General features: G+C 69.2%; 11 protein-coding genes and 1 pseudogene. 10 read left to right on the forward strand and 2 right to left on the reverse strand.

Annotation, left to right across the window (positions count from 1 at the left end; all coding sequences use genetic code 11):
* The 4 genes from JHN45_RS14660 to JHN45_RS14675 all read left to right on the forward strand — a co-directional run bounded on the left by JHN45_RS14660 (position 1) and on the right by JHN45_RS14675 (position 3,579).
* Positions 1-669, forward strand: a complete 669-nt coding sequence (locus tag JHN45_RS14660; RefSeq protein WP_201049278.1) for a hemerythrin domain-containing protein — start codon at positions 1-3, stop codon at positions 667-669.
* A gap of 173 nt (positions 670-842) precedes the next feature.
* Positions 843-1,205, forward strand: a complete 363-nt coding sequence (locus JHN45_RS14665; protein ID WP_019069625.1) for a bifunctional 3-phenylpropionate/cinnamic acid dioxygenase ferredoxin subunit — start codon at positions 843-845, stop codon at positions 1,203-1,205.
* Positions 1,202-2,371, forward strand: coding sequence for an NAD(P)/FAD-dependent oxidoreductase (locus tag JHN45_RS14670; protein WP_200710449.1), 1,170 nt, complete (start codon positions 1,202-1,204; stop codon positions 2,369-2,371). The genes JHN45_RS14665 and JHN45_RS14670 overlap by 4 nt, the downstream gene beginning before the upstream one ends.
* Before the next feature lie 77 nt (positions 2,372-2,448).
* The gene (locus JHN45_RS14675; protein WP_201049279.1) at positions 2,449-3,579 is read left to right on the forward strand and encodes an aromatic ring-hydroxylating dioxygenase subunit alpha; all 1,131 of its coding nucleotides are present in this window, start codon (positions 2,449-2,451) and stop codon (positions 3,577-3,579) included.
* A 1-nt stretch (position 3,580) separates the two neighbouring features.
* Here JHN45_RS14675 and JHN45_RS14680 read toward each other — a convergent pair whose 3' ends face one another.
* Entirely contained in the window at positions 3,581-4,327 is a 747-nt protein-coding gene (locus tag JHN45_RS14680; protein ID WP_200710473.1) for an IclR family transcriptional regulator, read from the reverse strand.
* A gap of 473 nt (positions 4,328-4,800) precedes the next feature.
* On the opposite strand from JHN45_RS14680, the gene JHN45_RS14685 reads away from it, so the two are divergent.
* Both JHN45_RS14685 and JHN45_RS14690 read left to right on the forward strand, forming a co-directional pair.
* Positions 4,801-5,262 carry a hypothetical protein gene (locus tag JHN45_RS14685; RefSeq protein ID WP_201049280.1) on the forward strand — a complete coding sequence of 154 codons (462 nt, stop codon included), beginning with the start codon at positions 4,801-4,803 and terminating at the stop codon, positions 5,260-5,262.
* A 383-nt stretch (positions 5,263-5,645) separates the two neighbouring features.
* Positions 5,646-6,087, forward strand: a pseudogene (locus JHN45_RS14690) (oleate hydratase); the annotation flags it as partial.
* An 88-nt stretch (positions 6,088-6,175) separates the two neighbouring features.
* On the opposite strand, the gene JHN45_RS14695 reads toward JHN45_RS14690, so the two are convergent.
* On the reverse strand, positions 6,176-7,759 hold the full coding sequence (locus JHN45_RS14695; RefSeq protein WP_201049281.1) for a GH32 C-terminal domain-containing protein: 1,584 nt from the start codon (positions 7,757-7,759) through the stop codon (positions 6,176-6,178).
* A gap of 173 nt (positions 7,760-7,932) precedes the next feature.
* Between JHN45_RS14695 and JHN45_RS14700 the strand changes: the two genes are divergently transcribed.
* The 4 genes from JHN45_RS14700 to JHN45_RS14715 all read left to right on the forward strand — a co-directional run.
* Positions 7,933-9,342 (forward strand): extracellular solute-binding protein, encoded by a 1,410-nt coding sequence (locus JHN45_RS14700; protein ID WP_201049282.1) that lies wholly within the window; start codon positions 7,933-7,935, stop codon positions 9,340-9,342.
* Positions 9,339-10,310 (forward strand): carbohydrate ABC transporter permease, encoded by a 972-nt coding sequence (locus JHN45_RS14705; protein WP_201049283.1) that lies wholly within the window; start codon positions 9,339-9,341, stop codon positions 10,308-10,310. The genes JHN45_RS14700 and JHN45_RS14705 overlap by 4 nt, the downstream gene beginning before the upstream one ends.
* Positions 10,311-10,332: 22 nt before the next feature.
* Entirely contained in the window at positions 10,333-11,211 is an 879-nt protein-coding gene (locus JHN45_RS14710) for a carbohydrate ABC transporter permease (protein ID WP_201049284.1), read from the forward strand.
* On the forward strand, positions 11,208-12,591 hold a 1,384-nt coding region (locus JHN45_RS14715), incomplete at its 3' end, for a glycoside hydrolase family 32 protein (RefSeq protein WP_201049285.1). The genes JHN45_RS14710 and JHN45_RS14715, both read left to right, overlap by 4 nt.

Raw genomic sequence — 12,591 nt, forward strand, 5'->3', positions numbered from 1 at the left:
ATGTCCGACACAGTCACCTCGAAACCGGATGTCCACGACATGGTCGTGGTGCACCGCACGTTCCGGCAGTCGTGCGCGGAACTGCCGGACCTGGTGCGCGGGCTGCGGCCCGGCGACTCCGCGCGGGCCGCGCTGGTCGTCGACGCGGTGCGGTTCCTGCTCATGGGCCTGGAGGCCCACCACACCAGCGAGGACGAATATCTCTGGCCCCTGCTCACGGCCCGGACGGGAGTGCGCGCCGAGGCGGTCGCGCGCATGGAGGAACAGCACCACCGTCTCGAAGAGCTGGTCACGGACGTGCGGGGCGCGCTGGACGCACTGGCCGCCGACCCCCGACCGCTCCTCGCCGAGCAGGTCGCGGATCAACTCACCGAACTGCGCTCGGTGCTGACCGCGCACATGGACGAGGAGGAGAACACCAACCTGCCCTTGGCCGCCGAGTGTCTGAGCGTCGCCGAATGGGAGGAACTCGGCGAGATCAGCCTGGCGAAGCTGGACAGGAAGCACCTGCTGCGGGCCTTCAGCGCGCTGATGGCCGTGGCGACCCCCGAAGAACAGCGAACCCTCCTCACCAAGGCCCCGGCACCGGCCCGCCTCCTCTGGAGCCTGTCCGGCCGCCGCTCCCACGCCCGCCGGGAGGCCCGCCTGCGCGCTGGGAACGGGGGCTGAGCGGCCGGGCCCGACGTCGATGCGGAGTTGCTTATGGTGCGGCATGTTGCGTGAGAGGCAACGTCGGATCCGGGGTTCACCTGTCCTCTGGATGCCTTGACAAGGGTTTGGGGGCGCCCTCAAACTGACGTTGCGCTTACCGCAATCCGTTTCGCTATACGCACCGAGGTGTCATGATGATTCCCGCGTGCCTTCTCGTGGATCTGCCGCGAGGCGAGGCCTACCGGCTCGACATCGATCCGCCGGTTTCGGTGTTCCACACCGACGACGGCGAGGTCTTCGCCATCGACGACACGTGCACTCACCAGGACGCCTCGCTCGCCGACGGCTGGCTGGAGGGCTGCGAGGTGGAATGCCCGCTCCACGCTTCGAAGTTCGACCTGCGGACCGGCGCGGTGGACGCCCCGCCGGCCAAGCGCCCGGTGCGTACCCATGAAGTGCTCGTCCAGGACGGCATGATCTACGTCGTGCCGTCCACGGACGCCCCGAACCTGCCGCCCTGCGTCGCGTCCCGGCTCGCCGGCGGACCCGCGTGAGGACCGTGGCCGTGGTCGGCGCCTCGCTGGCCGGGCTGTCGGCGGCACGCTCGCTGCGCAGACAGGGCTACGACGGACGGCTCGTCGTCATCGGCGACGAGCCCCATCGCCCGTACGACAGACCGCCGTTGTCCAAGGAGTTCCTGGCGGGCACCCTCGGCGAGGCCGATCTCGCGCTGGAGTCGGACGACGAGGACCTGCGCGCCGAGTGGCTGCTCGGCGCCCGTGCCATCGCCCTCCGAGCCGACGGCGCGGAACGGGTGGTGACCCTCGACGACGGCCGCGAGGTCCGGGCCGACGGCGTCGTCCTCGCGACCGGCGCGGTCGCGCGCAACCTGCCGGGCACCGACGGCCTGGCCGGCGTGCACACCCTGCGCACCCTGGACGACGCCCGCGCCCTGCGCGACGAACTCGCCCTGGGCGGACGGCTGGTGGTGATCGGCGGCGGCTTCATCGGCGCCGAGGTCGCCTCCACCGCGTACGCCCTCGGCCTCGACGTGACGGTGATCGAAGCGGCACCGACCCCCCTCGCGGGACCGCTCGGCGAGACCATGGGCGGCATCGTCTCCGCCCTCCACGAGGCCCACGGCGTACGGCTGTTGTGCGGTGTCGGCGTGAAGGGGCTGAGCGGGGAGACCCGCGTCGACGGCGTGCTCCTGGAGGACGGACGAACGGTCCCCGCCGACATCGTCGTCGTAGGCGTCGGCGCGCGCCCGTGCGTCGACTGGCTCGAAGGCTCCGGCGTCGAGCTCGACAACGGCGTCAAGTGCGGTCCGGACGGCCGTACCGGCCTCGCCGGCGTGGTCGCCGTAGGGGACTGTGCCAACTGGTACGACCCGCGGGCGGGTTCGCACCGTCGGGTCGAACACTGGACCGGGGCGCGGGAGCGGCCCGACGCGGCGGTGGCCGCGCTGCTGTCCTGGGGGGCGGCGGAGCCCGGGGTGCCCCGGCCGCCGTACTTCTGGTCGGACCAGTACGGCGTGAAGATCCAGTTCGCCGGTCACGCCGCCGGTGCCGACAGTGTGACCGTCGAGGAGGGCGCCCCGGGCGACCGGAGTTTCCTCGCCGTCTACCGGTGTGCCGGACAGCCGGTCGCCGTGCTCGCGATGGACCAGCCGCGACTGTTCATGCGGTGGCGCAAACAGCTTGCCGCCACGGTGAGTTGACCGTAACTACGCCGTCCGGAGTCGTTCGTCCCGGCGCGTGACCGACCGATCCACGACGTTCTCCGAGGGAGTGCACTGTGACCTCGACCAGCCTGCCGGACAGCCTGATCGCCACCCTGCCCGGCTCCTCCTACACGGACCCGGCCCTCTTCGCCCAGGAACAGGAACGCATCTTCGAGACGATGTGGTTCTGCGCCGTGCGCTCCTCCGAACTCGCCAAACCGGGCGCCTTCCGGACCGTGGACGTCGGCCGCGAGAGCATCCTGATCACCCGGGCCCGCGACAACTCCATACGCGCCTACTTCAACGTCTGCCGCCACCGCGGCGCCAAGCTCTGCACCGAGGAGACCGGCGAGGTCAAGCGTGCCTTCCAATGCCCGTACCACGCCTGGACGTACGACCTGAACGGCAAGCTGGTCGCGGCGCCGAACCTGACGAAGATGCCGGACGTCGGCCGTACCGAATTCGGGTTGGTGAGCGTCGCCGTCCGCGAATGGCTCGGCTATGTGTGGGTCAACCTGGCCGAGAACCCGCCGTCGTTCGACGAGGACGTCATCAGCGAGGTCGTCACCCGGCTCGGCGACGTGGAGTCCCTCGAGCACTACGACATCGACCACCTCTCGGTGGGCAAGCGCATCGTCTACGACGTGAAGGCCAACTGGAAGCTCATCATCGAGAACTTCATGGAGTGCTACCACTGCGCCACGATCCACCCCGAACTCACCGAAGTACTCCCGGAGTTCGCCGACGGCTACGCCGCGCAGTACTACGTCGGCCACGGCGCGGAGTTCGGCGAGGAGGTGCAGGGCTTCACCGTGGACGGGTCGGAAGGGCTCGACCGGATCCCGGGGGTGAGCGAGGACCAGGACCGCCGCTACTACGCGATCACCATCAAGCCGCAGGTGTTCATCAACCTCGTCCCCGACCACGTGATCTTCCACCGGATGTACCCGGTGGCCGTCGACCGCACGATCGTCGAGTGCGACTGGCTCTACCTCCCGCACGTCGTCGAGAGCGGCAAGGACGTCAGCCGGTCCGTGGAACTCTTCGACCGGGTCAACCGCCAGGACTTCGAGGCGTGTGAGCGCACACAACCCGGAATGAGCTCACGGATGTACGCCAAGGGCGGGGTGCTGGTGCCCAGCGAGCATCACATCGGCGCGTTCCACGACTGGGTGAACGAGCGCCTGGGAATCAACCCGAGGTGACTCAGCCCAGGTAACCCATGCGGTGGCTGATCTCCTCGGCACCCTTCACCAGGATCGGGGCGAGCTCGTGCAGCCGCTCCTCGGTGAACCGGTAGGCCGGTCCCGAGGCGCTGACCGCCGCGATGACCTCGCCGTCCCGGTTGCGCACCGGGGCGGCCACGGCGTGCAGCCCGACCTCCAACTCCTCGAGCGTCCAGGCGTATCCGCGCTCCCGGGCCTCGGCGAGGTTCTTCTCCAGCTTCGTCTTCGAGGTGATGGTCCCCGGGGTCACCTTCTTCAGGCCCGCCTCCGACAGCAGCGCGGCGCGCTCCTTGGCGGGCAGGTGCGCCAGCAGAACCTTGCCGCTGGACGTGGCGTGCAACGGGGTCAGTTCGCCCACCCAGTTGTGCGCGGTGACGGCGCCGGGGCCGCGCACCTCGTACAGGTTGATCGCGTACTGCTCCTGCATCACGGCGATGTTGACCGTCTCGCCGATCTCCTCGGCGAGACGCTCGCAGACCGGGCGTCCCTGCTGGGTGATGTCGATCCGCCCGGTGACCGCACCGGCCAGCCGCACGATTCCGAACCCGAGCCGGTACTTCCCGCGCTCACCCGCCTGCTCCACCAACCCCCGCGCCTCCAGCGCGCCGAGCAGCCGGAACGCGGTCGACTTGTGCACGTCGATCTCGCCGGCCACCTCGCTCACTCCGGCCTCGCCACGCTGGGCGAGAATCTCCAGCACGCTGATCGCACGGTCCACGGACTGCACCCCGCCGGACTGCGAACCTGTCGTTTCAGTATCTGGACTGTAGTTGCTCACAGCGAAACTATACGCGTAGTACGCTACAAGGTGTTTACTGTGGGGACTCTGACCAGGTCTTTTGGGCTGGTAGCTGCTGATTCATGCGCCGGAGCCACCCACCTCTACCTGCGAGTTACGGCCCTTCGGCCTCGACGCCTGGATTCGACCTCTGCGCGCTTTGGTTGTAACGGGGACGGCTCTGGAGCGGAAGCCGGTGCTTGTCGCAGGCCGGCGTCCGGCGATCAGTTGTTGTCCGGCGGTGCCGAACGTGTCCCGGCGGGATGCCGACCGAGACACCGATTCCGCTCGACCTCCGCGTCACAGCGAGTTCACAAGGTTTCCACAAGGTCCGTGGCGCACGATCCGGTGGGCAACGCGGAACGCCGCCGCGGCGGTCGCTCCCCACCCGCATATGTCACCCCAGTGGAAAAGGAATCCATGTGAAGAAGCACCGTATGGGCCGCGTGGTCGCGGCCTCGGCCGTGCTGGTCAGCAGCGGCGCCATAGCCTTCGTCCCCGCGTCGGCGGCCTCGGCCACCGAGGCCGACTGCGACGGCATCGGCGTCATCGGCGTCTTCAAAGCCGTCGAGTCCGGAGCCTCGTTCAACTACAACGGTCGCCGCGTGGAGCTGCAGAACGAGTCGGCGCTCGACCGATACAGCCGCGCCGAGATCAAGTCCGGCCGCAAGGCCGGCGACCGGCTGTGGGTCGACCGCAGTTTCCACGCGTTCCCCGACTTCAAGGGCATCGTCAGCGACCAGTCGGCGAAGAGCGACGGCTGGAAGATGTGCGGCCCCTACACCGGCAGCCGCACGCAGTCCGTCTTCAATGCCAACTACGCCGCACGCGCCTGCGCCGAGATCGACGGCACCACCCTGTGCGGCAAGTGGTACGTGGACTGACGTCTCCCCACGGCGGGGCACCGAAGCGGCGCCCCGCCGTGGGACCGCATCCTGCACGGAACTCCGACCTCGTCGAGGGCCACGTCAACCATACGAACACGGCGAACAGGCCGTGGTGGCCGCCGCCCGGTCCGAACAGCGCGGCTCCCGCGAACCGCGTCAGGGCGGAGGAGGCGATGGTGCCACGAGGAGATGGAAGAGGCCGAGGACCCTCGCGAACGCGGCCGTGGGGCTCGCGCCGCATGCGATCAGCAGGGGTACGAGGGCGATGGCGACTGCGCGTAGACGGCGTATGTGGTGCGCCGGCTCAGGTGCTCCGTGAAGGCGGTGGAGGCCAGGCCGCCGGTGAGCGCGCGGATGCGGTCGCTTCCCCGGCGTCTTTGGAGGACACCTTCGTGTGGTGGGGCTACGGCCTTTTCCCGGACAGGGAAGGCGACTTCGTCGGCAAGCCGATGCGTGAGTGCACCGGCCGGGAGATCCTGGACGAGGCGCTGCAGCACCTGCGGTTCGAGCAGGGTCCCGCAGCTCCTCGACCACTCGATCGTGATCCCGGCGCTGATGCCGTACATCACCAGCCAGTTCCTGGTCCGCAGTAGCGGGGACCGCCCGCAGGTCGTTCCGGAGGGTTCCACCAACCTGGCCTTCATCGGACAGTACGCCGAGGTGCCGGACGACGTCGTCTTCACCGTCGAGTACTCGGTACGCACCGCCTGGACCGCCGTAGCCGGGCTGCTGGGTCTTGACCGGCGGCCACCGCCGGTCCACAAGGGCGGACACGACCCGAAGGTGCTGGTCGAGGCCCTGCGGACGATGCGCCGCCGCTGACCGTCTGTCGGCGAACTCGGTTACGTCGGTCCCGGAACGTGCTGAGAGTGGTGCCCACCCGCGCCCCTGGCCGGCCCTGCGCCGAGAATCACACCGAGAACTCGCGTATCACCGTGTTCCGGAACACCGCGCTGCCGCCGATCGTGAACAGCGCGAGCCGGGTGTCCAGCAGGTACGGGAACACCTGACTGGTGTGCACGTAGCGGCCGTCGTCGACGAACATCTCCACCGACGTGCGGTCCACCAGGATGCGCAGCTTCACCGTGCCGGCGGACGGGTCGAACGGAGTGTGGCTCTCCTGCCACTTGCCGGACGTGTCCGCGTTCACCGTGTTACGTCGGTTGAGGAAGGCATAGTCGGCGTAGATCCCGGCGTCGATGTGCCGACCGCCGTCGGGCGAGCGCCTCAACTGGAGGCCCGCGCCCGTGAGTTGGGACCAGGTGAGCTCGGTCGTCACCTCGTAGGAGATACCGGTGTAGTCGAGCACCTTCGTGCCGTCCACGGTCACGTCGCCCAGGTTCACGGTGCGGGAGACGTACGAGTCGAGGCCGGTGACGGGCTTGGAGGCCAGGTAGTACGTGTTGTCGGACGCTTTCCGCAGGGTGATCTCGCGGACGACGGAGTCCGTGCCGTTGAAGCCGTCGCAGTCGATGGTGGGGGTGGTGTTGGCGTAGTCCCAGTTGTTCACCCACCCGATCGCGTACCGGGCGGCCGTGTCCACCGCGCCGCTCGCGTCCCGCTTCTCGAAGGTGACGGCGCCGTACCAGTCCCAGCCGTGGTCGAGCCACTGCGGATCGCTCGCGTCGGCGGTGAACGCGCTGCCGTCGAAGGAACCCGTCCAGTAGGCGTACGTGTTGGGCAGCCCCGAGCCCTTTCCGTTGGCGCTCACGCCGAGCACCCACTTCACGGTGCCGTCGTCGGCGGTGATGCGGAACAGGTCGGGGCACTCCAGGACGCCGATGCCGTCGTGGACGTAACCGCCCACGTATGTCCAGGACTTGAGGTCGTCGGAGTGGTAGAAACCGACCTTGTCGTTCTCGGCGAGGGCCATCACCCAGCGGCCCCGGTCCTCGTCGCGGATCACCTTGGGGTCGCGGAAGTCGGCGACTCCGGGGTTGGGCAGGACGGGGTCGGTGCCGTGGTTGGTGAAGGTGAGACCGCCGTCGGTCGAGTAGTACAGGAACTGCTCCTGGTGGTCGGTGCCGCCGCCGGGGGACATGGTGACGATGACGACGACCGCGCCCGCGCCGAACCCGGCCGTGTTGCCCGTGTCGACCACCGCCGAACCCGACCAGAGATCGCCGTTGGGTGTGGTGTCCTTGGGGACCGCGACCCCTCGGTCGGTGAAGGAGACCAGGTCCGTGGTGGTGGCCAGGCGCCACGCGGTGCCGACGGCGCCGGTGAAGTAGTCGGCGTTGTAGAGGTAGTAGTAGCGGTACTCGCCGTCGATCCAGACGGGCCGCTGCGGGTCGTTCTTCCACTGGTCGGGGACCGTGAAGTGGTACGCGGCGCGGTAACTCGCCCCGCACGCGGCCGACTTGGTCCCGCCCTCGGCCGTGGCCGTTCCGCTGGACAGCAGCGCGGCGGCAGCCCCCACCGCTGACCCCGCGAACAGTGATCTCCGGGAGATCCCCGTTGAAATCCCCGATGAAATCCCCGATGTTCCGGGCATGGCACATCGTTCCTCTCGTGCGGCTCATGTGAACGAGGACTGTAGACCTAACTCGATAAAGGTCAAGAGGCCTAACCCGTTAAAGGTCAAGCCTCCCCGACCCTTGACAGGCCCGCCGCCCGGTTCCCATCATCTGGGCATCACCCCTGAACTAACACGAGTTAGGCCCGTTGATGACTGACTCGCACATCCCCCGCCGCACACTGCTGCGGTACGGCGCGTACGGGGCCGGAGCAGCCGCCCTGGCCGGGACCGCCGCGAGCTGGGACCGGCTCACGGGAGCCGACATCCCCGGCCGCGACGACGGTTCCCTCGTCGTCGCCACCCTCGGCTCCGCCTTCGACCCGGCCACCGTCGACGCCCTCACCAAGGGCTTCCACCGCATCCACCCCGACATCCCGCTGCGGGTGAACGCGGTGCAGGCCGTCGACTGGTCGGACTTCTTCGCGAAGATCCTCACCCAGATCGCCGCGGGCACCGCCCCCGACCTGGTGTATGTGGCCACCGAGGGCGTGCAGTTGTTCGCCCAGCGGCTCGGCGTGGCCCTGGACCGCTGGGTGCGGCGGGACGCGGCGGAACTGCGCGAGTACTTCGCCGACGTCCACCCCTCGCTGGTGGAGTCGATGATGTACGAGGGGCACCTCTACCAACTCCCGATGGAGTTCAACGCCGCCGACATGTACCTGAACAAGCAGGTGCTGAAGCGGGCGGGCGCCGGCTTCCCGGCGGCCGACTGGAGCCGCGACGACTTCACCGCGCTGCTGCGGGAGATGAAGCAGGCCGGTGACGCGCACTTCACGCCGTACTTCTGGACCAACCGGCTGTGGGGCGGCGTGGTCCCCTGGCTCTTCGCGAACGGCACGAACCTGCTGAAGGAGTCGAAGGCGCCCGGCGGTTCGTGGCTGTGGGACAGCTTCTACCCGGCGACCGACCGCCAGGGGCGCGGCGGCGGCTTCCGCTGGACGACCCCGCAGGCCACCGCCGACCGGGTCGAGGAGGCGTACGACTATCTAGCCTCCCTCGTCCAGGAGGATCTGTGCACCCGGCCCGAGGGCGGCAACGGCAGCAATCTGGTCGGCGTGTTCTCCACCGGCCGCGTCGGCGTCACCCCGGCGGGCGGCTTCTGGGCGGGCGGCCTGCAACAGGCCGGCATGCGGGCCGACGGCTACGACGTGCAGTACTTCCCGCGCTGGCGCACCCAGCGCCACCAGTTCGGCGCGGCGGGCTACGCGCTGCTGCGCACCTCGAAGAAGCAGGAAGCCGCCTGGGAGTTCATCAAGTACGCGGCCCGCAAGGACACCATGACCATGCTGTTCAAGAGCAACCAGACCACCCCGGCCCGCCGTTCGATGCTGAACGCCGCACGCTACGCCGAGAGCGGCCCGGCGCACTGGCAGGTCTTCTACGACACCCTCGACCGGTTCCCCGACACCGGCCCGATCCCCGCGCCGCCGCAGGTCGCCGAGGTGACCGACGTCCTGCTCAAGTACACCGGCACCGCGCTGGCCTCGCCGCGCGCGGTGGGTCCCGCGCTGCGCCGGATGCAGGGCGACCTGGAGCGGGCCATGGAGCGTGAGATATGACGAACACTCAGGTCCCCAACTCCGAGGTGCCGGGCGTACGTTCGCGGCCCGCCACACCACCAACTGCCGTCGCCGTACGGCGGCCGTCCGTCCGCGACCGCGGCTCCCGGCTGCTGGCCGCGCTGTTCCTGGCGCCCACGGTCGTCGGCATCGTCGTCTTCACGGTCGTGCCGATCATCGGGTCGCTCGTGCTGAGCCTGTTCCACTGGAACGTGATCGACCCGCCCCGTTTCGCCGGCGGCGCCAACTACCGCACCACCTTCACGGATTCGACGGTCCTGGTCTCCTTCCGCAACACGCTCGTCTTCATGGTCCTCGCGGTCGCGCTGCAACTGCTGATCGCGCTGTCGCTGGCACTCGCGCTGAACGCGCGGATGCCGGTGTGGCTGCGGTCGCTGTTCCGTTCGGCGTTCTTCTTCCCGCTGGTGCTGTCCGCCGCGTCCATCTCGGTGGTGATGAAGTACCTGTTCAACCAGGACTTCGGGGTGGTGAACTGGCTGATCGGCCTGGTCGGCATCGCACCCGTGCCCTGGCTGACCTCGGAGCACGCGGCGATGGCCACGGTGGTCCTGGTCTACGTCTGGCAGCAGTTCGGCTTCTCGTTCCTGCTGTTCGTCGGCGGTCTGAACAACATCCCGAAGGAGATCCACGAGGCCGCCGCGCTCGACGGCGCGACCGGCCTGCGCAAGCACCTCGGTGTCACGCTGCCGCTGCTGTCGCCGACGCTGCTCGTCGCGTCGGTGGTCGGCATCATCAACGCCCTCCAGGTCTTCGAGCAGCCCTACGTCCTCACCGACGGCGGACCCGGCGACGCCACCCGCACCGTGGTGATGGTGATCTACGAACGGGCCTTCGAGCAGCTCGACTTCGGCGAGGCGTCCGCGGTGGGCACGCTGCTCTTCGTGCTGATCATGGCGGTCACCGCCCTCCAGTTCCGGCTCAGCCGGCGTTTCGTCCACTACCAGTGAGCCGGTGAGCCGCATGAGCGCCATGAGCCAAGCAAGCCCGACCCTGAAAGCGACCCCGACCCCGCCCCTGAGCCGCGTACGGTACTCACTCGCCCCCTGGACCCGGATCGCCGTACTGACCGTGTGCGCCCTGCTGACGCTGGGCCCGGTCATCTGGACCGTCTCCACCTCACTGCGCACTCCGGCCCAGTCCTTCGACCTGCCCCCGCAGATCGTCCCGACGCATCCGACGACCGCCGCCTACCGCGGGGTCTTCGACCAGATCGACGTGTGGCTGCTCGCCCTGAACTCCACTCTCGTGACGGCACTGATCGCCGCCGGCCAGATGATCACGGCGGGCCTGGCCGGATACGCCTTCGCGCGCCTGGAGTTCCGTTTCAAGAAGCCGCTCTTCGGCCTGGTCCTGGCGACCATGATGGTGCCGTTGCAGGTCACCATCGTGCCGGTGTTCCTGGTGCTGAAGTCGATGGGCCTCACCGACACACTCCTCGGCCTCATCCTCCCGGCCTTCCCGACCGCCTTCGGCACGTTCCTGATGCGCCAGTACTTCCTCGGCATGCCCAAGGATCTGGGCGAGGCGGCCATGCTGGACGGCGCGGGGCCCTGGCGGATCTTCCGCTCGGTGTACGCGCCGCTGGCCGCGCCCGGCCTGGCGATCGTCGGCGTACTGGCCTTCAACTACCACTGGAACGAGTTCTTCCGCCCGCTGATCCTGGAGACCTCCAGCCAGAACTACACGCTTCCGCTGGGCCTGGTCTCCCTCCAGGGCAACCTCGGCACCGGCTCGATCTCCGTCGTCCTCGCCGGTGTAGTCCTCTCCATGCTCCCCGCCCTCGCCGTGTTCGTCGTCGGCCAGCGCCCTCTGCGTGAGGGCATCACCTCGGCAGGAGTCAACCGTTGAACCATGACCCCAACGCACCGCGTTTCAGGGTCCGTCCGCCCGCCGGCTGGATCAACGACCCCAATGGGCCGTTCCGTTGGCGGGACCGCTACCACCTCTTCTACCAGCACAACCCCGACGCTCCGGTGCACGCGAACGTCCACTGGGGCCATGCCTCCAGCACCGACCTGGCGCACTGGGAGCACCACCCGATCGCGCTCACCCCGACACCCGGCGGCCCCGACGAGGCCGGCTGCTGGTCGGGCTGCGTGACCGACGACGCGGGCACACCGACCGCCGTGTACACGGGAGTTGACCACGCCCACACCGGACTCGGCACCATCTGCCTGGCACGGGCGACGGACCCGGACGACGACCGGCTGACCGAGTGGAAACCGCTGCCGACACCGGTGGTGGCGGGCCCGCCACCGGGCCTGGACGTGGTGATGTTCCGCGACCCCTTCGTCTTCCACCACGAGGACAGGCGCTGGGCCCTCGTCGGCGCCGGGCACGCCGACGGCACACCGTCGGTCCTCCTCTACGACTGCGACGACCTGACCGACTGGCGGTTCGCCGGAGTGCTGCTGGACGGCAACGACCCGGTGGCGGCCGGGGTGTTCGGCGACAAGTCGGTGGGCTGGGAGTGCCCGCACATCTACCGGACAGCGGCCGGCGACCACGTACTCCTGCTGTCCCTCTGGGACGGAGACCCCTGCTCCACCGGCTACTTGACGGGCCGTCTGGAGCCCGATGGCCAGGGCGAGTTGAGGTTCACGCCCCGCACCGGCGGCCGACTCGACCAGGGACGGGACTTCTACGCCCCCGCAGTGCTCCAGGAACCGGACCGCGCACTGCTCTGGGGCTGGTCGTGGGAGGCCCGCCCGCAGGAGGAGACGGACAGGGCCGGATGGGCAGGCGTACTCACGGCACCCCGGGTGGTCGATGTCCACCCGGACGGTTCTCTCCGTGTGACCCCCGCCCCGGAACTCGAACTGCTGCGCCCGGCCGGGCCGTTCGTCACCGGGCCGCCGGGCAGGGTCCCGCTCCCACAGTCGTACGACCTGACGGTCACCGCGTGCGGACCGACCACGGTGAGCCTCCTCCGGGACGCGGCGGGGCGGGAGTTGACCATCCGGGCCGACCCTGCCTCCGGGACGGTCGTCCTCGACCGCAGCGCCTGGCCCCGTACCGGCAGGGAAGGCTCCGCCCCGATCACCGTGCACGTGCCGAAGGGTCCGGAACTCGCGCTCCGGCTGCTCGTCGACGGCTCTCTCCACGAACTCTTCGTCGCAGACCGGGCCATGGTCACCGAGCGCGTCTACCGTCGTCCCGGCGACATCGCCGAGCTGGTCGTCGACGGGGCGGGGGCGCGGGTCACGGGGTGGGCGCCCGACCCAGGGA

It is taken from the genome of Streptomyces sp. MBT53, assembly GCF_016654115.1.
Lineage (GTDB): Bacteria > Actinomycetota > Actinomycetes > Streptomycetales > Streptomycetaceae > Streptomyces.